Origin of the sequence: Hyphobacterium sp. (assembly GCF_043584775.1) — a bacterium.
GTDB lineage: Bacteria > Pseudomonadota > Alphaproteobacteria > Caulobacterales > Maricaulaceae > Hyphobacterium.
Window position 1 is genome coordinate 2,713,354 of record NZ_CP121327.1, and the last position, 20,367, is coordinate 2,733,720.

Here is a 20,367-nt window from a genome sequence, read left to right on the forward strand (position 1 = left end):
ATCCACAAAAACTATACGGCCAAAAGGCCCCGCTTGCACAGCGGCGTTGTGCCGCGCGCGCCACTCTTCATTCCCGTTGAATTTAGAGGCAGTGTGCGCGCCATGGAAGCCTTGGCACAAATCAGTTTTCTGGGTGGTCTGATCGCGGGCCTTGCCAGCAGTCTGCATTGCGCCGGCATGTGCGGCGGCATTGCCTCGGGCCTGATGTTTTCCCTGTCACCTGACCAGAGTGCGACCACGCGGCTGGGCGTTCTGATGACCGCGCAAAGCGGGCGGATGCTGGGCTATGTTCTGGCCGGGGCCGCGGTGGGGGCCGCCGGCACCGGGCTTTATTCGGTGATGGATTTTTCGATCGCTCAGGCCGTTTTCCGCTGGGGCGCGGCGATGATGCTGGTCTGGATTGGCCTCTCTCTCACCGGCTATCTGCCCGCGCCGGTCGTGCTCGACCGTGTGCTGGCCCCGGTCACCCGTTTCGTGATGAAGCCGGTCATGGCCGCCGGGCCGGTCTCGCCCTGGCTGGCCGGGCTGGCCTGGGGGGCTCTGCCCTGCGCCATGGTCTATGCCGCCCTGCTCTATGCCATGCTGGCGGGCAGCGCGTTACAGGGCGCGTGGGTGATGCTGGGCTTTGGCCTCGGCACCTTGCCGTCTGTTACCGGCACCGCGCTGGGCATTGGCGCACTGGCGCATATGGGGCGAAAGCCCGGCTTGCGCCTCGGCGCGGGCCTGGCCATCGCGGCGCTCGGCGGGCTGATGCTGCTTATCCCGCCTGAGGTGATCGCCGCAATGTGCGGGATGGCGGTCTAACAAGCCAATTGTCGCCTGATCTCAGAGAATTGTAACGGTCACGTTTGCATTTTGACTGATATCTAATCGCTGCTGGCCTGTTTCAGTCATGTCGTCAGTCTCACCTCTCGTGGGCACGGACCAAGCTGCGGCCATAGGCAAGCAGTTCGGCCATGCAGCTTGATAAGCTCTCATCGGTGAGCGGATACGCGGTTTGCAAACGATCAAAAATGCTGGTTTCGGTCGCTATGCGAATGAGTATTTTACAATCGTCATACTCAGCTGTGCAGCTGAGGATAAAATTCTCGGCGTCAGAAAACACCCATTGCGCTCGCAGCGAATGAGACGGCATTAAATCATTGAAGCGACCAACCGTTTCTGGATTGGCGCGCAGGTCGCTTATCGCCATTCTGAAAATCCCCGATTGGCTGGAGCTAGGCACATGCTCAGTGAATTGCTGAAACGAACCCAGAGACTCAACATCATATCGGTTTCGCACGCTCAGCCAGGGAGTTGGGTACTCATCTGCAAACGAGCATGTCGCGGATCGCTCTGGCGGCGGCAAAACTACAGCGATCCTGTGGCCACGAGTAGGCCGTATTTGCCGCTCTTCTTCATCTAGCCAACCATATTGATCCACGGTATCCAGCGCACTCGGACGAACCAGAAGCTCTACTTCACCTTCCTCGCCCAGATCTATCGTCCACGGCTCAGCGGAGCGTGGATCGCTGCAAGACGTTAAACCCAGCGTTACCGCCAGCAATGCCGCAGCTGTCGAGATTGATGTGGCCCGCGTTATCATGCGCCGATCCTTCGCGACCTTGGCGGGTAAGGCAAGAGAGCGGTTGTTGGCCTAACCCGCTTTCGGCCGCCTAAAGTGATCGCGGCGATGTGCGGGATGGAGGTCTAAGGGCTACCGGAAGTCCGAAAACAGCCATGGCCAGACGCAATCCTCAATAGGGTCAGATTGAGGTGAGACGGCGAATTCGACACATGCACTGAACTCCTCGGCCAGACTCGCCCCATCCAGATTTCCAGAAACCATGCACGCCATTCGTGCTGGTCTATCACCCTCAACCGGCTGAATCTGCATAACAGACGGCCGCCGATAGAGCGCATTCGACAATGTTGCCGGCGGCCGCAGCCGCCCAGTATCCACAATAATCATCTCATCGCTGGCGAGAGGAAGGATGATGCGCTCGGTTCTGACAATCCGGTGCGAGTCGCCATTGGCCATGCAGTATTCAGAGCTGCGGCTTGAATCTAGTCGGCAGTCTAGGGCGGCATCCGCTGCAAATGCCTGCCAGAGCCCGCGCATCTGGTGTTCGCCAAAGAATCCCATCCAGCCCAGGCTAAGCTGCCATCCGTACAGTTCGCGACTTCTGTCTAATTCCGGGCTTTCTGCAGATGAGACGAAAAGGTCTGAATCCAGGTGGCTTGGCCGCCAAGCCGCGCCAGCCGGATTCCGGGACCGTTCAGATGAAAAATCGCGAACAATCAGTATCACCAGATCCGCTCTCGCCGGTGTTGAGGCGAGCTCGACATCCTGCAAGTCGCTGCGCTGATGCCAGTCCACGAACTCCCGCTCATAGGCTTCGCTTTGATAGGGCGCCAAGGCAATCGAGATTGCGCCATCGCCATCGGCGGTGAAGGGGCCGGATGGCGGCTGCTGCCGGATCTCGTTTGCGGCGCAGGCCTCTTCGATATTTGAAAATCCGTCCAGATAGTTTTCGGCTAGCGATTGCCGCAAGCGAGCAGCGCCATCGAGCGCGACCTGCCGAAGGGGGACGTTCACTGAATGACCTTGCCGCGAAACGCCTTCACTGAAGGGCCAGAACTCCGGATGGCTTACGGAAATATCTGTGTCGATCGGGTAAGCCTGCAATCGTGCGGACTCATCCCAGCGATAACCCTGCCCGTGATCAAGCGTCGCAATCAGGCTCATCAAGCGGACATAATTTCGCAGATTGTTACCTGCCGCCGCTCTGTTGTCCTCGAAATTTCCGGCCTCTTGCTGGATCCATTCTTCGAACACCCGATCCATCCGGTATTCGTGATTCGAGTAATTGAAGTAATTGATTATAGCCGCGCGGCGATGATCCAGCTGCAATGCTCGCCGCTCGTCATAGGCCGTACCGGCAGATGCCAATTGCGCAACGACATCAGAATAATTCGAATTGATTTCGCAGTCCTCGCCGACACGCACCTGCTGAACGTGCCCGCTCCCACCCAATCTGGTGGGTGGGATGTAAATGGATGTATAGACGGAATGGCAGCCGGAAGTTGCTTCTGGATCGCCGGTCGACATTCCGGGCGTCGCACACGCAAACAGTCCGGTCGCTATCGCCAGCCATATTGCGCCCGATCGTATCGACATCATCAGCCTTATCATGCGCCGATCCTTCGCGACCTTGGCGGGTAAGGCAAGAAGTGTTTTGGTCGAACCCGCATTCGCTCGCCTACTAATCCACCGAACTTGACTGCCGCGATGTGCGGGATGGCGGTCCAACCCGCCAGCCCCTAGTCAGGGCTGCCATCCAACATCAACGGGATGCATGAAAGAGATGAATTGGCGGCACTCTGATTCAAACTGAGTGATCGTCGTCACCCGGTTCTGATCTTCGCTCAGGATTATCAGGTCCGAGTGTTGATCATTGGCATATTGAGCCAGCACAAATTCGGCGCAGGAATAGTTCAGGCTGAGTTGTCGAAATCCGGCTTCATCGAAACCGGAACGCCATTGCCGGATCAGTTCGGCTATATGCCGGCTCTGGTGAGGATTTGGCGAAATTTGCTCGACATATAAGACCACAACGCTTGTGAACTGGGTCGCACCGCGAAAACAGCTATAAACCCGCTCGGGGACAAGCACTGTAACCCGTTCGTCGACAGGCAATCGTGCACGATCAATGAATGGCTGGCAGGAACGTTCCATCTCCTGAAGCGGCGGCTGCAAATCATAATTGTCGAACTGGATACGATGATCGACAGGGAGTGAAGCCAGCGCAACCAGCTGAGCAAGGGCCAGGAACGTCAACCATCACTCCTTCCTGCTAGAACTTTAACCCACTTCCGGCCGGACAATGTCCGGGCCGAGATTTTGCAGGACCTCACCGGCATTGAAGTCATTGGCGTCATTGCCGGACGGGTTGCGGCCCATGACGATTTCGGCCACGGCTTCATAGCGCGTGGTCTCGCGATAGCGCGTGTCATTCCAGAACGGGTCATGCCTGCGATACCAGCCATAGCGCGGGTGGTAGAAGCGATAATCAACATAGAAGCGTGAATAGAAGGGATCGCCGCCCCAGGTGCGCGTGTCCTCGTCGGTGGCGCGCTGAACCACTGTGAAATGGTTATAGCCGCGCTCTCGCGTCAACTCGGCGGCGCGATAGAGCAGATAGGTCTCGACCGTTTCACGATCGGTCAGAGAATTGCCCGAAAAGGTGATGCGATAGCGGTCGCGCTCGATCGCCTGCTCGGCATAGCCATAGACGCTGCCACCGGGCTGATTGGCGGCCTGGTAAGGGGTTGGCGTGGCGCAGGCGGCCAAAATGACGCCGGCCAGAATAAGCGTAGCGGTGATCCGCATGGCGGTCTCTCCGTTTCTATGTCCTCGCAAAGCGGAGTATGCGCCGGATGACATTGTTTTTCCAGTGGTGTCATTTCGGGTTCATCGAATTCGCGCTAGTCTTGCCCGCAAACCAGACACCAAGGAGTTCCCATGTTTCGTATGCTCGCTGGCAGCGCTGCTGTCATCGCCCTGAGCGCCGCCGCCTATGGGCTGACGCCGCAGGAAGAACTGACCGCGGCCTGCACCGAATCCGGCAATGACGCTGCGGATTGCGCGTGCGCTGCCGGTCATATCGTCGAGGCCCTCGACGAGACCGAGCTGTCCTTCATGATGGCGGTCATGGAGGCCGACACCAATGAACCGGCGGAAGTCATGACCATTGCTGCAGCGCAAGGCATGGAAATCACCGACATCCTCGTGATGGGTCAGAAAATGCAGGATGCCGAGCCCGCCATGCGCGAAGCCTGCGGCATTGAAGAGTTCGACTGATCAGTCGAGATCATATTCCAGAATGATGGTGGGCGGCACGGCTTCGGTCGGGCCGCTGCCATCTTCCGGCCAGAGCGCCCAGGGCGCATTGGCGACGACGAAGACCCGGTCATCCTGCACATCGACCAGGGTCGGCTCGCCAAAGGCAGGGTGATTGCGCAGCAGGATTTCCGTGCTGGCGACGCTCAATCCATCATCCGCAAGATCTATCGCAAAAACGGCATTCGGTGCCATGCCATTGCGCACGGCAATCAGACGGCCTTCGCGCGTGGCAGACAGGCCATCAATGCCGATGAGGCTCTCGCTTCCGGCGCGCACCTGCTGTGCGCTGCCATCTGCCAGATCGACCCGCCACAGACCCAGCGCATAATCGGCGACATAGAGCGCGCCATCGGCCAGCGCGGCGCCCTGCAGGCCGGCAAAGCGGGCGTCGTCCGATAGAAGCTGCAAGCGGCCGGACAGCGAGGTCAGCTGATAGATACGGTTCGCGCCGCTATCGACGGCATAGACAATGCCGTCGCGGGTGACGAGGTCGGCGATGCGGTCGGCGCCATCGATTTCAAAGCGGCGATAGACATCACCGGTGATCATATCCAGCGCAACCAGAGCCGTTGTGGCCGCCTCACCCTCTGCCAGAGGGGTTTGCGGCAGGGTCCCGGTCGCGGCCCAGATGACGCGATTTACATCGTCCGAGGCCAGTCCGAAGACCGATTGCAGACCATCTTCGGCATCGGCAAAGACCTGCGCGCTCGAGCGGTCGAAAGGCTCGACGACCAGCACCTGACGCCCGATGACATCGGAGAGGAAAATCCGGTCAGTCTCGATCTCGACGGCGATGCCCTCGATCAGGCTGTTGGCGACAGACACCTCGGCGGCGCGTTCGGCCTCTCCGGCCGTGCCGGAATGCCGGGCCAGCAGACCATCCAGAGCCGCATAGCGATCAGGATAGGCCGCGCGCAGATGCGCATCGGTCTCGCCCAGACGGGACAGGTCGAAAGAAAGGCCGGCCACGGCCACCGCTTCGAGTGAGGACAGCACCAGTTCATCATCACCGCTGGCCATGCCGATCTGTGCCAGACCGAGGAGGACGGACGGACTTCCCGGCTGCAGGGCGCTGGCAGCCTGAAGTGCGCGACGCGCGGCTTCCAGATCGCCGGCCTCGGCGGCGCGACCGGCCTCGATTCTCAGGGCACGAGATATCTCGAAGGGCGCGAGCGGTTCGGGCGCTTCATCCTGCGCAAAGGCGGTGATCGGGCAAATGGCCAGCCATGCGGCGGTGAAAAGGGGACGGATCATGGGGCGTCTCACAGCTGATTTAGGGGCATTGGAAGATATCTGTGCCGGCAATGCACCTGACAATTTCGCGAGAAAGATTGCCTGACTGACAGGTCAGTCATTCTCCCCCAGACGTTTCTTGCGGGCCGCCAGAAGCTGCAAGCGCAAGGCATTCAGGCGGATGAAGCCCTGTGCGTCCTTCTGGTCATAGACATCATCATCCTCAAATGTGACGTGTTCAAGGCTGTAGAGAGAGGCCGGGGAGTGGCGGCCCACGACATTGACCGAGCTCTTGAACAGCCGCAGGCGCACATCGCCGGTGACATATTTCTGCGAGAGATCGATGGCGGCCTGCAGCATTTCGCGCTCGGGCGAGAACCAGAAGCCTTCATAGAGGATTTTGGCGTATTTCGGCATCAGCTCGTCCTTTAGGTGCATGGCACCGCGATCGAGCGTGATCTGCTCGATACCGCGATGCGCCGCCATCAGGATGGAGCCGCCCGGCGTTTCATAAATGCCGCGCGATTTCATGCCGACAAAACGGTTCTCGACGAGATCGAGACGGCCAATGCCGTGGGCGCGGCCGAGTTCGTTGAGGCGCTCGATTAAGGTCGCCGGAGAGAGCGCCTCCCCGTTCAGCGCGACGGCATCGCCCTTTTCAAAGGAAATGACGATATATTCGGCTTCGTTCGGCGCATCTTCCGGGGCGAGCGTGCGCTGGAAGGTTTCCTCGAAAGCTTGCGCCGAGGGGTCTTCCAGATTCTTGCCTTCTGAAGATGTGTGCCAGAGATTGGCATCGACCGAGAAGGGCGCTTCGCCGCGCTTGTCCTTGGGGATTTGAAGCCCGCGGCTTTCGGCATAGGCGATCAGCTTGGTGCGAGAGGTCAGATCCCATTCCCGCCAGGGCGCGATGACATGCAGGGACGGGTCCAGCGCGGCAAAGCCGAGCTCGAAACGGACCTGATCATTGCCCTTGCCTGTCGCGCCATGGGCCACGGCATCGGCACCGGTTTCGTGTGCGATCTCGACAAGGCGTTTGGCGATCAGCGGGCGCGCAATGGAGGTGCCGAGCAGATATAGCCCTTCATAAACGGCATTGGCGCGGACCATGGGATAGATGTAGTCGCGGGCAAATTCCTCGCGCACATCCTCGATGAAGATGTGCTCGGGCTTGACCCCGGCCGCCAGCGCTTTCTCGCGCGCCGGTTCGATTTCCTCGCCCTGCCCGAGATCGGCGGTGAAGGTGACGACTTCCGCGTCATAGGCTTCCTGCAGCCATTTGACGGCGATGGACGTATCCAGCCCACCGGAATAGGCCAGTACAATCCGCTTGATATCCTTGCGCGCCATGCCGCATCTCCCGAAATTCGAATTCGGGCGGAAACTATCGCAAGCACAGGCCCGCGCAAGCGATCAATCAGACCGCGTCGTCCTCATCGGCATCGTCCGGATTGAGCGTTTCGCGCGCCGGGTCGCGCTTCCACACCAGAAAGGAATAGATGACGAGTCCCAGCGTGCTGCCCAGCACGGCCGCCAGCAGGCCGATGGTCACCGGTTCCGGCGGCAGAAGCAGGGAGGCGGCCAGCCCGGCCACACCCAGCGCCAGATATATTCGGCTGGCCCATCGATGGGTCTTGTCCCAGCTGAGGTCGGAAGACAGCGTCCAGGGGGTTCGAAAGCCGGCGAAGAAATTCGGGCGGGCCTTGGCGATGACAAGGCCGAGGAGGAGCATGATGGCGGCGATGAAAACGCCGACGCCGCGCGCCATGACCTCGCCCTCTATTCCGCCGCCGACGGCCGTCCAGGTGATCAGGCCCTGACCGCCCGCCAGCGCCACAACGCCGATGATCCAGCCGACAATATAGACCGGCCGGGAGCGGCGCAGATTCTTGCCGCGTGGGTCGATATTCGGGGCGATGGCGAGCAGGAAGGTGATGCCGAGAAGAATGGCCGGCATAAACAGGAAGGCCTCGGCTTTTGACCCATAGCGATCAGCTTCGCCCGATAGGTTGAAATGGACGGGCACTTGCGCGCCCGGATCGGTATTGATCCAGCCATAGGCCGAAAAGATGACGGCGAGGACAAAAGCAAAGGCGGAAATGATCAAACCCAGGCGGATCATGTGTCAGTCTCCTTACTGCCGATCAGGCCCATGAGCAGGGCGATCGCTTCTTCGGCGGCCCCGGCATTGAGCCGGTAGCGGATTGTGGTGCCGTGACGTTCGGCGAGAATCAGCCCGGCCTCTTTCAGCGCGGTGAAATGACCGGACATGGTCGGCTTGGACACAGGGAAAGCCTCGGCCAGATCCCCGGCCGACATGGGCCCGTCCCGCAATTTTGCCAACACTTGCCGCCGGACCGGATGGGCCAGCGCCTTGAAAACATCACTCATGGCTCATGATTGACACGCGCCTTATTTAGCGTCAAGACTAATTAGCGAAAAAACGAATGAGGTCTGTCATGCGTCCGTTTGCTCTGATCATTGCCCTTCTGCTGGCCGCTTGCGGTGACACCGCGCCCGGTCCCACCGGCTCGTCTGCAGAAAGCGGCACCGTGCTGGCCACGGCCGAAACGGATGAGGCCCGGTCCGATGAGAATGGCGGGCGCTATGAAGGCGACTGGTCCGGCACGCTGGATGTGGGCGCGGCTCAGCTCGAGCTGGTTCTGGAGGTGCGCGGAGACGAAGCGGTTCTGATCAGTGTCGATCAGGGCGGGGCGCGTATGCCCATCGATATCACGCAAATGGATACTGACGGGCTTACCGGCACAATCGCCAGTGTCGGCGCATCGATGGCCTTTGAGCGGATTGATAGTGAAACCCTCTCCGGCACGTTCAGCCAGGGCGGCGCGACCGTCCCCCTGACGCTGGAGCGCGACCGGGTCCGGGGCGTTTTCTTTCCGGAAGACGATGCAATAGCTGATGATTTTATCGTGATGTCAGGAGATGTCCGGCTGGCCGGCACGCTGCAACGCCCGGAGGGCGATGGACCTTTCCCGGCGGTCCTCCTTCTCAACGGCTCGGGCGCGCAGGACCGCAATGCGACCGTTGTGGGACAGCCGGTCTTCGGCGTTCTGGCCGATGCGCTGGCCGAGCGCGGTATCGCAACGCTGCGGCTGGATGACAGAGGCATTGGCGGTTCGGATGCTGTCGCTCCCGCCTCCCCCCATGATCTGGCGGACGATGCCGTGGCGGCGATGGCGGCGATGCGCGGGGCCGGCGGCGTGGATGCCAGCTGCGCCGCCATTCTCGGTCATTCCGAAGGCGGACTCATCGCCTTTCTGGCCGCAAATGAGGCCGAACCCGCCTTTCTGATCACACTGGCCGGCATGCACATGACCATGGCCGACACGCTGTATGATCAGTCGGAAGCCATATTCCTCGCCTCTGGTGCCGGGCAGGGGGCAGCCGACCGGAACCGGGCGCTGCAGGATGCCATGTTTGCGGTGATGCGCGATGAAACGGTGACGGATTATCCCGCTGCGTTGACCGAAGCACTGACCGCGCTGGGCTTTCCGGAAGAGGCGGCCCGCCAGCAAGGCGCGATCTGGGGGCAGGATTATGCGGTTGCTGCGCTGGATCTGGATCCGGCCTTCTCCATGGCCGAGTATGACGGGCCGGTGCATGCCTTTTTCGGAGAGCGCGATCTGCAGGTTCGGCATGAACCCCAATCCGCGGCCCTGTCATGGGCGCGGCGCGACCATCCGACCGAGATCACCGTGGTGCCCGGCGTCAATCACCTGTTCCAGCAAGCCGAAACCGGCCTGCCAGAAGAATATGCGACCGCCCCGCATGCCATGTCGCCCGAGGCGCTGGACCTGATTGGTGAGGCGGCAGAAAGCCTGATCACTCAGACGTGTACTGCCGAATAGTCCGCACTTCGATAAGGCTCTTGCGCTGATTCCAGTTTTCATGTGGGCGAGAATTCATGCGTATAGAAATTGACCATGTTGCCGTTATCACCGACACGCCAGAACAGCATTTGAAAGCGCTCCAGGCGGCAACCGGTCTGCCCGAATTGTGGCCCTTCACGACGTCCGAGGCCATTCAGTCGGGCGCGTTGTGGGAAGGATCAACCGGCATCGAGTTTACCCGCCTTGAAGGTGCACAAAATCAACCGCCGCGGATCGGTGGCATAGCGTTCAAGGCGCACTCCGGGCCATGGGAAATGGCGCAGGCTCTGCGGGCATTGGGACTGCCGCATATCCCCCCCACGACAACTGGCCCCTTTGGTGAAGCGACATTTTTCTGGACGACCGTCATGGTCGGCGGGTTGCTGGACAACGAAGCCAGAACGATCTGGCTGGGAAAGAGATTTGGCGGTGCGGGCTGGTTCGCGCGATGGATGTCGGGAATGGGCGAACGGCTGTCCCGAACCCCCAAAGGGCAGATCCAGCTCAACTCGGTGCTTCGGGATCATATGACATTTTTTGTCGACTATCACGACACGACCCGTGTGGCCGAACAAACCGGATTGGCGAGAGACGCCTTCCACGCCATATTCGGTGAAGGGTCCTTGTCGCGTCCGGTTCTTGCAATGGAGCAAGATTTCGAGGGCTTGAAAGCAGAAAACTGGTCGCGGCTTCTCGGCCAAACGATTGCGCCGAATGGGACATACAGTGCCGGAGCGGTAGACCTGCAATTTGTCGAATCGGCGCGAAACCGGATACTGTCGATGGAATTGGGTGTGCCGGTGAATAAAGACAAGTTGCCGGAAGAGCTGGCGAAGCTGTTTTCCGGACCCGTTTGCCCCGAGACCCATATCGCGTGATACGCCCCATCTGCGCGCTAATCCGCCGGCAGGTTTTCCAGGAAGAAGCGGATCTGGTTTTCGCCCATCACGGCGCGGATATCCGCCTCGTACATGCCGGCGTCCAACAGGGCATCGGTCAGCACGGCGAGTTCGGAGGCATCAAAGCTGGCGGTGATGGAGCCGTCATAGTCTGATCCCAATGCGATGGCCTCCACGCCGAACTGCTCTGCCGCATAGGCGATGACGCGCGCAACGCCAGCCGGGCTGTCATCACAGGTGACATCCGCCCAGAAGCCGATGCCAATCAGACCACCGCGCGCGGCAATCTCCGCAAACAACGCATCGTCGATATTGCGGGGTGTTTCGCACAGGGAGCGCACGCCGGTATGCGAGACAATCAGCGGCGCATCGGTCATATCCAGCACTTCGCGAACGACAGCTTCGGACGAATGGGCGACATCAATGATGAAGCCCTGATCAATTAGATCACGCACCGCCGCGCGGCCGAACTCCGTCAATCCGGCATTCGACAGGCCGTGCAGGGACCCGCCGAGCTCATTGTCGAAAAAATGCTGCAGGCCGACAACGCGATAGCCTTCCGCATAGAGACGCGGAATATTGGCGAGATCGCCCTCCAGCGGATGCGCACCTTCCGTGCCGAGAATACCGGCGACCATGTTTCCGTTTTCCGCATGGGCGGCCAGCGCGTTTGCCAGATCGGCGCGGCTTTCCACCACGACAAATTCACCGCCGGACCGCTCGGCCGCGCGATGCAGGCGGCGGGCATGAAAGCGGGCGCGATTGTACAGCGAGCCCCATGTGTCCACCGGCCAGCGCTGGGCAATGGCCAGCAAGGTGATGTCATCGCTGGTCGCGTCATTGGTCTCGTAATTCATGTTGGAGGGCGTCTTGGTGACCGAGGTGAAAACCTGCAGCACGACGCCGCCGTCGCGCAGGCGGGGCAGATCGGTATGGCCCCGGCCATAGCGCCGCACCGGATCGCGCGACCAGAGGAGCAGATCGGAATGCAGGTCCGCCACGCGCAGCGTGTCGTGCAGGGCCTGCGCTTCGGCTGAAATCTCATAGGGATCATGCGGAGTGACGGCGTTCAGCGCATCATCAACGCGCGGCGGCAGGATGAAAAAGAAAAACCCGGCCCCGGTCAGAGCCGTCACCAATATTGCCATTCCGAGCCATTTGAAAAACGTGCGCATGTTCGATCTCCCCCGATGCAGCGAGACTAGGCCGGGGTGTGGGCGGCAGGCAAGGCTTGGGCGCTCAGGTCAGGGTAGGGTATAGGGCGGGCGCGGCCGTCCGGTGAAATTCCAGTAGACCGCCCCGGCGGCCAGTCCGGCGATGCCGAACAGACCGACCATCAAAGACGGAGCCTCCGTGAGTGCCGAGGCGCCGTGCAGGACGACATGCATCATCACGGCACCGAGCAATCCGCCGGCGATGGCGTCCGTCCATCCGCGGCGAAGTCCGGTAAATCGCATGCCCCAGATCAGAAGGCAGGCCGGCACACCGGCGAGGGCAGCAACGTAGAAGCCCAGCGTGATGGCGACGATCAGCATGCCGAACAGGCCATAGGGGCTGAACGGCTGGTCCGGTTCGCCCCAGAGCGCGATGGCGAAAAACACGATGGAGACGAGCAGGCTGGCCACCATGCTGGCGCCGAGAAAGGCGATCGCCGGATAGAGCAGGCGGCGCAGAAGGATATAAACCAGCAATTCCCGGATGGTCATGAGCGATTCCCCTTTGCCGTATCCTGACCCAAAGCGCGGAGCGCAACCAGATGCCGTGTGCGTCCGGCGGTTCTCCCCACCGGCGCGGGCAGGCATATACTGCTCACTCGATACGGTGCGATTGCCTCCGCCATGGAAAAAATCGTAGGAGTCGTAGTAGGAGACGAAACAGAAAACTGTAGGAGAGTCTGTTCATCTTCTCCGCCGTCAAAGGACACTGATATGGCCCGCAAACTCGTTCTTATCACCGGCGCCTCTTCCGGCATTGGCGATGCCATGGCCCGCGAATTCGCCGCCAAGGGGTGGGATCTCGCCCTCGTCGCCCGCCGTGAAGACCGGTTGCGCGACCTCGCCGAGGAAATGAAAGCGAAGAATGGCGTTGACAGCCTCGTCATTCCCGCCGACCTCGCCAAGCCGGGCGAACCGGAGCGCATTGTCGCCGAGATTGAAAAGGCCGGCCGGCAGATTGACGGGCTGGTCAATAATGCCGGCGCCGGACAGCCCGGCTATTTCACCGAAACCGACTGGGCCGATCAGGCGCGTTTCCTCGAATTGATGGTGACGAGCTATCTCAAACTGATTCATCTGATCCTTCCAGGTATGGAAGAGCGCAAATTCGGACGGATCATCAATGTTTCGTCCGTCTCCGCCCTGCTCCCGGTTTCGCCCGGACACACGCGATATTCCGGCACGATCTACCCCGGTGCCAAAGGGCTCCTCATCAAGGTTTCACAATCTTTGAAGGCGGAAATGCTGGGCAAGAATGTCCACGCCACCGCCGTCTGTCCCGGCTATACGTGGTCGGAATTCCATGATGTGAACGGGGCCCGCCAGTCCGTCTCGCAATTGCCGTCCTACTGGATGCTGAAAGCCGAAGACGTTGCTGCCACCGCCTATGATGCGGTCGAGCGCAACAAGGCCGTCTGCGTGCCCGGGGCCTGGTATAAATTCATGGTCGCCACGATGCGGATTCTGCCCGATCCGATCGGCGAATGGCTGATTGCCCGGCAGGCAAAACAAGCCATGAAGCGCGCCCAATCCACAGAAGCCGCGGAGTAGGCCTCAGACCCATGATCGACCTCGCTATTTTGCCGATCTTTATTGCAGGCGCCGTCGCACTGGCCATTGCGCCTGGGCCGGATATGGCATTTACCATGGCGACGACGGCATCCAGCGGCCGCCAGGCCGGACTCGCCGCTCTGCTCGGCATCAATATCGGCGCTGCCAGCTGGCTGTTGGCGACGGTGCTTGGCTTGTCTGCAATGCTGGCGGCGACAGAACATGCCCTGACCGTCGTGCGATGGGTCGGCGGCGCCTATCTGGTGTTTCTGGCGGTACAGACATTGCGTCACTGGAATGAAGCGCCGACGGCCAGAGCCGCCGGAAGCGTCAGACGTGCCATGATCCGGGGCGCGACCACCAATCTGCTCAATCCGAAAATCGGCCTGTTTTTCATGGCCTTTCTGCCGCAGTTCACCAATGCCGAGCTGGGGCCGGTCTGGGTTCAATTGATGACACTGGCCGCGATCTTCATGGCGATTGGAAACACAGTCCTGATCTCTGTCATTTTCGTCGCTGGCGCTGCGCGCGCCAAACTTGCTCAATCCCTGACTTTGCGTCGCGTACTGAATGGTGTCGCCGCAACCGCCTTCGGTGCGCTGGGATTGCGCCTGATATTGTCTCGCGACACCGCCTAGGAGGTTACTGCCATGTCCATGAAAGATCGCCTGATCGTCGCCCTCGACCTGCCCTCAACCGCCGAGGCGGAGGCCATGACCGCGCACTGCGGGGACGCCGTTTCTTTCTACAAGATCGGGCTTCAGCTCCTGCCCGTTGGCGGTATGGATTTGTGCCAGAAGCTCCGGACTGCCGGGAAAAAGGTTTTTCTGGATTTCAAGCTGCACGACATCCCGACCACGGTGGAAAAGGCGACGCGGTCCATCGCTTCGCGCGGGGGTGATCTTCTGACTGTTCACGCCGAACCGCCGGTCATGCGCGCAGCCGTGAAAGGCCGGGGCGATGATCCGGATCTGAAACTGCTCGGCGTGACGGTGCTGACATCCTATGACGATGCGATGCTGACCGAGATGGGCTATACGATGAGCGCGCATGATCTGGTCATGCGCCGCGTCGAGCAATGTCTGGAAGCCGGCATGGACGGCGTTATTGCCAGCCCGCTGGAGGCGGCTGAAATCCGGGAAAAATTCGGCGATCAATTGCTGATCGTGACGCCCGGCATCCGCCCGTCATGGTCCAGTAAGGATGATCAGGCCCGGGCCGCCATACCCGCCGATGCCTTGCGCAATGGAGCGACCCATCTGGTCGTCGGGCGGCCGGTCAATGCGGCCCCGGATCCGGCCGAAGCCGCGCGAAAAATCCTGGAGGAAATGGAAGCCGCCTAATAGCGGCCGCCGCCTCCACCATAACCGCCACCGCCGTAACCACCGCCGGAATACCCGCCGCCGCCATAGCCGCCCCCGGAGTAGCCACCACCATATCCACCGCCACCGTGGCCGCCATAACCGCCACCGCCATGACCGCCACCACCATAGCCACCGCCGCCGTGGCCACCACCTCCGCCGCCGGTAAAACGGACGCCGGTATTGACGCGGACATTGGTGTTCACATTGACATTGGCCGACGCGCTGGCATTGGCGTTCGAACTGGACCCGGCGCCGCTGCCGGCGAAGGCCCGAGACCGCCCGCCACCATGATTGATGATGACCGTTCCGCCTCCGCCGCCGCCATAATAGACCGGTGAGCGGCCGCCTACGCCGGGGAAGATCGGTCCGGTATACGTGGCGTATTCCGACTGGTGTCCGCAGCCATCATAATGCCGGTGATGATCCGAGCAGCCGCAGGACGAATGGTGTCCGCCAGAGGAATATCCACCTGATTCCCGCCAGTAGCGCCCATCCTGACCCTGCCATTCCCGCGCATAACGGGTCCGCGTGTACTCGGTCTCGCGGCGATAATAGCTGTCGTCCCTCACAACATAGCGCGGAGGTTCGTAACGCGGCGGTTCATAGCGCGGAGGTTCATAATGTGGCGGGCGACGTGGCGTATCGACGAGACGGCACGGTCCTGCAGACGCGTTCCAGTCGGCTTCGGTCGGAACCGGATCAAGAATGACGCAGGGATGCCCCGGCATGCGGCGTCCGCTCTGCGAGCCGCCACGATGGTCGGCATAGCGGCGGGTTTCATGATCCGTCGCGCCATACCGGCTGGCAGAAGGATCCGGAATATAATCGCCATCCTCAATATAGGAATACCGGGAGCGCCCAGATGTCGGTTGCCTCAGAAGCGTGCTTCCCTCGTATTCACGTGAGGCATATTCACCGGAATCATAGCCTGCGTGATATCCGCCAGCCGACCCGCTGGCCGAATAATCGCCGCCATCATAACCGTAGGAGTAACCGCCTGAGGATCCGGTTTGCGAATATGTGCCGGATCGATCCACAACACAGATGGGCTCGGACTGCCCTTCCGGATATTCCTGACGTGTCCCCGCTGGGCATTCAGCAAAACGAATCTGGGCGCCTGCCGGGACATTCTGACCCCCGAGCAGACGGTTATAGTCCTGGGCGACCGCCGGACCGGCAGCCGAGAAGACGAGGAGAGTGGCGAGCATCTTGTTCATTAACAAAATGCTAATGCCAGACTTGTGCCAATTGACAGCGATTTCCCTTATCGCGCGAAGCGATCAGAAATCCGAGATCACGCCCTTGCGTTCCCAGTCGCCGAAACGTGTGGGTTCCGGGCCCTTCGGGCCATTGATTTCCTTGGGAGACTCGGCCCCCTCGGCGGCGTTCTTCCGGCGCTGGGCGGCTTCTTCCAATGCACGGCGCGCGGGCTCACTCAAGGCCTTTCCGGGGGCGGCTCCTTCGGGAGGTGTTTCATGCTTGCTCATGGATGGGGAGATAGCGCGTCAGAACGCGACATGCTAGGGCGCGCGCATGAATCCTGGACTCGACGCTCGCCGCGCTTCTGTGCGCGCCCTCAAATTTGTGCTGGAAAGCCGGACAGCGCTGGATGCCGCGCTCTCCCAGACGCCGGAATTCGGGCGTATGGAATCGCGCGACAAAGCCTTTGCTCGCTTGATCTCCGCGACAACCTTGCGCCGGCGTGGACAAATTCACGCCGTGCTCTCGGCCTTTCTGGAACATGACCTGCCCGAACATGCGGGAGAAGCGCGATTGCTGCTGGAAACCGCGACGGCGCAAATCCTGTTTCTGGACACCAAACCCCATGCTGCCGTGTCCGAAGCCGTCACGCTGGCAAAGACTTCGGCGAATTCCAAGCGGTTCTCTGGTCTGATCAATGCTGTCCTTCGCAAGGTTGTTGCCGGTGGCAGAGAGATCGCAGACGCCACACCGCTATCGGACAATCTACCAAACTGGCTGCGCGACAGTTGGCAAGCCGCCTATGGTATTCGCACAGTCGAGGACATCTGTGCTGTTGTCATGCGTGATCCACCACTGGACCTGTCCTTGCGGCAATCCCCGGATAGCGAAAGCTTGGCTGAGGCCATCGGAGCCGCGATCCTGCCGACCGGCACGCTGCGGAAACCCGAAATTGGCGACCTGACCGCCCTGCCGGGTTTTGACGACGGGGAGTGGTGGGCCCAGGACGCCGGCGCGGCCCTGCCTGCCCGCCTGCTGAACGCCCAGCCTGGCGAATCGGTCCTTGATCTGTGCGCAGCGCCGGGTGGGAAAACCATGCAATTGGCAGCGACGGGAGCTTCCGTGACGGCGCTGGATGCATCGCCCAAACGTATGCGCCGGGTTGCCGACAATCTCGGCCGCACGCAATTGGCGGCCGAATGCGTTACCGCTGATGGGCAGACCTGGGGCGAAGCGCAATCGTTCGACGCCGTCCTTTTGGATGCACCGTGTTCGGCAACCGGAACGCTCCGGCGCCGTCCGGATGCGGCATGGATCAAGAATCAGGAGGACATTGCATCCCTGATCCCGATCCAGAATGCGTTGCTGGACAATGCAACGCGATTGCTGAAGCCCGGTGGCCTTCTGGTGATCTGCACATGTTCGCTGCAGCCCGAAGAAGGTGAATTCTGGCTGGACAATGGTCTGGCACGGCATCCCGAGTTGGAAATTGACGCCATCCGTCCGGACGAGTTACCGGAGCTGGAAGACGCCATTCAGGAGAATGGAGCCGTGCGCCTCACCCCCGACATGTGGGCCGATCGCGGCGGGATTGACGGATTCTTCATCGCCCGGCTGCGGAAAACCGCCAAAGCCTGACGGCTTGCTTGCGCGGGCAACAGCGCACTGTTATTCGAATTGCATGGCTGAACCCGTCCTCATCGCGCCGTCTATCCTGTCTGCGGACTTCGCACGACTTGGCGAAGAGGTGCGGGCCATCGACGAAGCTGGCGCGGACTGGATCCATGTCGATGTCATGGATGGTCATTACGTGCCAAATCTGACCATCGGACCGGGCGTCGTCAAAGCGCTTCGTCTGCACTCGAAGAAAACCTTCGACTGCCATCTGATGATTGCGCCGATCGATCCCTTTATCGATGCCTTTGCGGCCGCGGGCGCCGATATCATCACCGCCCATCCAGAAGCCGGCCCGCATTTTCATCGAACCGTACAGGCCATCAAAGGCGCCGGCTGCAAGGCGGGGGCGGCTTTGAATCCCTCCACCAGCGAGAGTGTGATTGATCACGTTCTCGACGAGCTGGACGTTGTATTGGTGATGAGCGTCAATCCCGGCTTTGGCGGACAGAGCTTTATCTCGTCACAATTACGAAAGATCGAAGCGCTGGCGACGACGATCGAAATGCGCAGGCTGGATGTGATGATTGAAGTTGATGGCGGGATTAATCCGGAAACGGCGCGGCAATGTGTTGACGCCGGAGCGCGGGCGCTTGTGGCTGGCACAGCGGTCTTCAAGGGCGGCGCAGAAAAATATTCGGCGAACATCAAAGCCCTGCGGGGAGAATAGCCGGAATGACCCGAGTGGTCCGATTTTCCGATTATGCCGAAGCCGTCAGCCGCAGAGCGCGGCGTGAGCTCTTTGATACATTGAACTCCATCGGTGGCGCGCGGGCGATATCGGCTGGCCCACTGCCCGATGCCCCCTTTTCTCCTCCTCTGAAAGACATTCGCGCGGCGGATGCGGCGCGTGGCGCGGCCATTCTGGACGGGCGATTCGGATTTTCGGGTCATGTGCTGGAAGCGCAGGATCCGTTTTCACATCCCGCGCCTTCCGAGCGCTTTGCGCGCTCATTGCATGGCTTTGCCTGGCTACGCGACCTGCTCGCGTGCAAGGACGGACAGGCGAATGGACGGGCCGGCGAGCTGATTGATGGCTGGATTAGCCGCTTTGGCACGTGGAACAGCTTCTCCTGGGCACCAGAAGTCAGTGCCCAGCGAATTATCAATTGGGTGCTGGCAGGGCAGCTATTCGCGGGCGAACCCGACCGGCTGAAATCATTGCTACGGCAGGCTCGCCATCTGAAGCGTTCGGCCATTCATGGAAACACCGATCTGGATCAGATCCGCGCCGGTGCGGCCCTGATGCTATCGGGTGCGGTGCTCGACACTGAAAGCCTGCGCACTGCCGGCCAGAAGTTGCTGGATAGCGAATTGCCCCGTCAGGTCTTTACAGACGGAGGCCATCTCAGCCGGTCCCCAGCGGCCACTTCGGAAATCCTGACCCTGTTGACGTTGATTGATACGGCAGAAGCACACGCCAATCGTGAAACGCCGGAATCGATCAGCCGGGCCATGGATCGCATGGCACCGATCATCCGCTTTTTTCGCATGGGAGATGGGGGCCTGGCCACGTTTCAGGGTGGCGGCGAAGGGGATAGACGTGCCATCGATATCTCCCTTTCGGCCCGGGATACGGGAGCCCGCTCCTTCGGCTTTGCGCCGAATAGCGGATATCAGCGGATCGAAGCAGGCGGTGCCCTGTTGATCATGGATGCCGGCAAGCCGGTGAAGGGCGCGTCAGGCACCTCTGCGCACGCGGGCACGCTGGCTTTCGAGCTCGCAGCGGGTGGCCATCGGATCATTGTGAATTGTGGATGGGCCGACCAGCAACCCGATAGCTGGCGGGAAGCCGTCAGAGCGACGGCTGCTCACTCTACTTTGACACTGGAAGAAACCTCTTCGGCGCGCCTGATACCGCCCGGATGGCGACGAAAGCTTCTCGGTCCGCGCTTTGAGGATCAGCCCGGCATGGTCGTGGCGCGGCGGAATGAGGAAGACATCGGCACATGGATCGAAGCCAGTCATGATGGCTATCATGAAAACTTCGGCCTTCATCACCGGCGGCGCCTGTTCCTGGCGGCGGATGGCGGTGATTTGCGCGGCGAGGATGGGCTTTTCCGGCCGGTTGATGACGGTCCGCCGGATGATGTCGATCAGCGCTATCGATATGCGATCCGCTTTCATCTTCATCCGGGCGTGAAGGCGTCGCTCGCTCGGGACGGAATGAGCGCTCTGCTGGTTCTGGGAAATGGCGATGGCTGGCGATTCCGGACCGATGGCGGCCCGATCCGCATTGAGCGCTCCGTCTATCTGGCTGCCGGGGGCGGCCCGAAACGAACGTCACAGATCGTCGTTCAGGGCGAGGCAGAGCCTTTCGGAGCCGGCGAACGCCCGCCCAACCGCGTCCGCTGGGCGTTTCAAAGACTGGGCCGCGTCGGCGGAACGTAAGCGTTCACGCCTTTGCGCCACCGCCGCTGCATGATAATCGACGATCTTGCCTTCAACAGAAAGTTT

22 protein-coding genes are annotated in these 20,367 nt (G+C 60.8%); 10 read left to right on the top strand and 12 right to left on the bottom strand.

What is annotated here, in order from left to right; all coding sequences use genetic code 11:
* Positions 1-33: 33 nt before the first annotated feature.
* On the top strand, positions 34-804 hold the full coding sequence (locus tag P0D52_RS13555) for a sulfite exporter TauE/SafE family protein (RefSeq protein ID WP_394693178.1): 771 nt from the start codon (positions 34-36) through the stop codon (positions 802-804).
* 100 nt (positions 805-904) lie between these two features.
* Here P0D52_RS13555 and P0D52_RS13560 read toward each other — a convergent pair whose 3' ends face one another.
* The 4 genes from P0D52_RS13560 to P0D52_RS13575 form a co-directional block, all read right to left on the bottom strand.
* Positions 905-1,585 carry a hypothetical protein gene (locus P0D52_RS13560; protein ID WP_394693179.1) on the bottom strand — a complete coding sequence of 227 codons (681 nt, stop codon included), beginning with the start codon at positions 1,583-1,585 and terminating at the stop codon, positions 905-907.
* A gap of 111 nt (positions 1,586-1,696) precedes the next feature.
* Positions 1,697-3,163, bottom strand: coding sequence for a hypothetical protein (locus P0D52_RS13565; RefSeq protein WP_394693180.1), 1,467 nt, complete (start codon positions 3,161-3,163; stop codon positions 1,697-1,699).
* A gap of 144 nt (positions 3,164-3,307) precedes the next feature.
* A complete protein-coding gene (locus tag P0D52_RS13570) occupies positions 3,308-3,820 on the bottom strand; it encodes a hypothetical protein (protein ID WP_394693181.1) in 513 nt (170 codons plus the stop codon).
* Positions 3,821-3,844: 24 nt separating this feature from the next.
* Complete coding sequence (locus P0D52_RS13575) at positions 3,845-4,372, bottom strand: CC0125/CC1285 family lipoprotein (RefSeq protein ID WP_394693182.1); 528 nt, start codon at positions 4,370-4,372, stop codon at positions 3,845-3,847.
* A 132-nt stretch (positions 4,373-4,504) separates the two neighbouring features.
* Here P0D52_RS13575 and P0D52_RS13580 point away from each other — a divergent pair, with 132 nt between their 5' ends.
* On the top strand, positions 4,505-4,843 hold the full coding sequence (locus P0D52_RS13580; protein WP_394693183.1) for a hypothetical protein: 339 nt from the start codon (positions 4,505-4,507) through the stop codon (positions 4,841-4,843).
* Here P0D52_RS13580 and P0D52_RS13585 read toward each other — a convergent pair whose 3' ends face one another.
* From P0D52_RS13585 to P0D52_RS13600, 4 genes are all read right to left on the bottom strand, one after another.
* Complete coding sequence (locus P0D52_RS13585) at positions 4,844-6,139, bottom strand: hypothetical protein (protein WP_394693184.1); 1,296 nt, start codon at positions 6,137-6,139, stop codon at positions 4,844-4,846.
* Between the two features lie 93 nt (positions 6,140-6,232).
* Positions 6,233-7,468: an argininosuccinate synthase gene (locus P0D52_RS13590; protein WP_394693185.1), complete on the bottom strand. Its 1,236-nt coding sequence runs from the start codon at positions 7,466-7,468 to the stop codon at positions 6,233-6,235.
* Between the two features lie 67 nt (positions 7,469-7,535).
* On the bottom strand, positions 7,536-8,240 hold the full coding sequence (locus tag P0D52_RS13595) for an SdpI family protein (RefSeq protein ID WP_394693186.1): 705 nt from the start codon (positions 8,238-8,240) through the stop codon (positions 7,536-7,538).
* Positions 8,237-8,509 carry a metalloregulator ArsR/SmtB family transcription factor gene (locus P0D52_RS13600; RefSeq protein WP_394693187.1) on the bottom strand — a complete coding sequence of 91 codons (273 nt, stop codon included), beginning with the start codon at positions 8,507-8,509 and terminating at the stop codon, positions 8,237-8,239. Before P0D52_RS13600 ends, P0D52_RS13595 begins: the two co-directional genes overlap by 4 nt.
* A 68-nt stretch (positions 8,510-8,577) precedes the next feature.
* Between P0D52_RS13600 and P0D52_RS13605 the strand changes: the two genes are divergently transcribed.
* Both P0D52_RS13605 and P0D52_RS13610 read left to right on the top strand, forming a co-directional pair.
* Complete coding sequence (locus P0D52_RS13605) at positions 8,578-9,987, top strand: serine aminopeptidase domain-containing protein (RefSeq protein ID WP_394693188.1); 1,410 nt, start codon at positions 8,578-8,580, stop codon at positions 9,985-9,987.
* A gap of 56 nt (positions 9,988-10,043) precedes the next feature.
* Positions 10,044-10,886, top strand: a complete 843-nt coding sequence (locus P0D52_RS13610) for a hypothetical protein (RefSeq protein WP_394693189.1) — start codon at positions 10,044-10,046, stop codon at positions 10,884-10,886.
* A 17-nt stretch (positions 10,887-10,903) separates the two neighbouring features.
* On the opposite strand, the gene P0D52_RS13615 is transcribed toward P0D52_RS13610, so the two are convergent.
* Together P0D52_RS13615 and P0D52_RS13620 are read right to left on the bottom strand one after the other, a co-directional pair.
* Positions 10,904-12,082, bottom strand: a complete 1,179-nt coding sequence (locus P0D52_RS13615; RefSeq protein WP_394693190.1) for a dipeptidase — start codon at positions 12,080-12,082, stop codon at positions 10,904-10,906.
* Positions 12,083-12,151: 69 nt separating this feature from the next.
* The gene (locus tag P0D52_RS13620) at positions 12,152-12,613 is read right to left on the bottom strand and encodes a hypothetical protein (protein WP_394693191.1); all 462 of its coding nucleotides are present in this window, start codon (positions 12,611-12,613) and stop codon (positions 12,152-12,154) included.
* A gap of 222 nt (positions 12,614-12,835) precedes the next feature.
* Here P0D52_RS13620 and P0D52_RS13625 point away from each other — a divergent pair, with 222 nt between their 5' ends.
* From P0D52_RS13625 to pyrF, 3 genes are read left to right on the top strand one after another with little or no spacing between them, the layout of a single operon-like run.
* Positions 12,836-13,672, top strand: a complete 837-nt coding sequence (locus P0D52_RS13625) for an SDR family NAD(P)-dependent oxidoreductase (protein ID WP_394693192.1) — start codon at positions 12,836-12,838, stop codon at positions 13,670-13,672.
* A gap of 11 nt (positions 13,673-13,683) precedes the next feature.
* Positions 13,684-14,310 (top strand): LysE family translocator, encoded by a 627-nt coding sequence (locus tag P0D52_RS13630; protein ID WP_394693193.1) that lies wholly within the window; start codon positions 13,684-13,686, stop codon positions 14,308-14,310.
* 12 nt (positions 14,311-14,322) lie between these two features.
* Complete coding sequence (gene pyrF, locus P0D52_RS13635; protein WP_394693194.1) at positions 14,323-15,015, top strand: orotidine-5'-phosphate decarboxylase; 693 nt, start codon at positions 14,323-14,325, stop codon at positions 15,013-15,015.
* Here the strand turns inward: pyrF and P0D52_RS13640 are convergent.
* Positions 15,012-16,253, bottom strand: a complete 1,242-nt coding sequence (locus tag P0D52_RS13640; RefSeq protein WP_394693195.1) for a hypothetical protein — start codon at positions 16,251-16,253, stop codon at positions 15,012-15,014. The two genes, pyrF and P0D52_RS13640, sit on opposite strands and share 4 nt — an antisense overlap.
* Positions 16,254-16,316: 63 nt before the next feature.
* A complete protein-coding gene (locus tag P0D52_RS13645) occupies positions 16,317-16,523 on the bottom strand; it encodes a DUF1674 domain-containing protein (RefSeq protein WP_394693196.1) in 207 nt (68 codons plus the stop codon).
* Between the two features lie 46 nt (positions 16,524-16,569).
* Here P0D52_RS13645 and P0D52_RS13650 point away from each other — a divergent pair, with 46 nt between their 5' ends.
* The 3 genes from P0D52_RS13650 to P0D52_RS13660 are packed head-to-tail and all read left to right on the top strand — an operon-like array spanning position 16,570 to position 20,301.
* Positions 16,570-17,874 carry an RsmB/NOP family class I SAM-dependent RNA methyltransferase gene (locus tag P0D52_RS13650; protein ID WP_394693197.1) on the top strand — a complete coding sequence of 435 codons (1,305 nt, stop codon included), beginning with the start codon at positions 16,570-16,572 and terminating at the stop codon, positions 17,872-17,874.
* A 43-nt stretch (positions 17,875-17,917) separates the two neighbouring features.
* A complete protein-coding gene (gene rpe, locus P0D52_RS13655; protein ID WP_394693198.1) occupies positions 17,918-18,580 on the top strand; it encodes a ribulose-phosphate 3-epimerase in 663 nt (220 codons plus the stop codon).
* A gap of 5 nt (positions 18,581-18,585) precedes the next feature.
* Positions 18,586-20,301, top strand: coding sequence for a heparinase II/III family protein (locus P0D52_RS13660; RefSeq protein WP_394693199.1), 1,716 nt, complete (start codon positions 18,586-18,588; stop codon positions 20,299-20,301).
* Positions 20,302-20,367: the final 66 nt, after the last annotated feature.